The 598-nt window shown below is 41.3% G+C and carries 1 protein-coding gene; it reads right to left on the bottom strand.

The window, feature by feature from the left end; all coding sequences use genetic code 11:
* Positions 1-598: hypothetical protein (locus ACS8FD_RS22560; RefSeq protein WP_439277502.1), on the bottom strand; the 598-nt coding region annotated here is incomplete at both ends.

Here is a 598-nt window from a genome sequence, read left to right as displayed (position 1 = left end):
GACGTGTCACATCACGAGAGCTATCCACAGGCAGGCTATTGATAAATGGTTGCGGATATTCACTAGACCAATTGGGCTGTCCATTTTTGGCAAAAACATCGGGTATCTGATTATCATAAATACGATTAAGAGTCTCTTGCGTTAATATCAAGGATTCACTACGTGAAAGTACGCCATGTTCACCAATTTCCCCCAATGTCAAGCCGGTATATTTATTACCATCATAAAAATTAAGAGAATGACCGATTAGCTGTTTATTAATTTGTTCACCCTCAACGGCTTGTTCAATTTGGAGAAGGGTCTGCGGCGTTGGTATTATTAACTCATAATGTTTAGATTCTGCGAGTCGGTCTACGATATAAACATGCTCGTCATCACGTTGTGCAAAAGAGCTTTGAACAAAGGTAGCAAGGTAATCTTCTGTCTGACTAAACTTATCTATCCAGCCTTTTGGACAGGCAACTTGCCAGCTTCTTTGCGGTTGACCATAATTATCATAATCGTTAGTGAAACTAAACTGGGTCATCGGCTCATCACCGCGCTCCCACTGTGTGGTTCGACTGGCTACAGAGAAAGGAAAATATATGCGTTGTCTATC

It is taken from the genome of Psychrobacter sp. 1U2 (assembly GCF_051847575.1).
The sequence above is the reverse complement of the archived record's forward strand: the minus strand, read 5'-3'. Positions and strand labels throughout refer to the sequence as shown.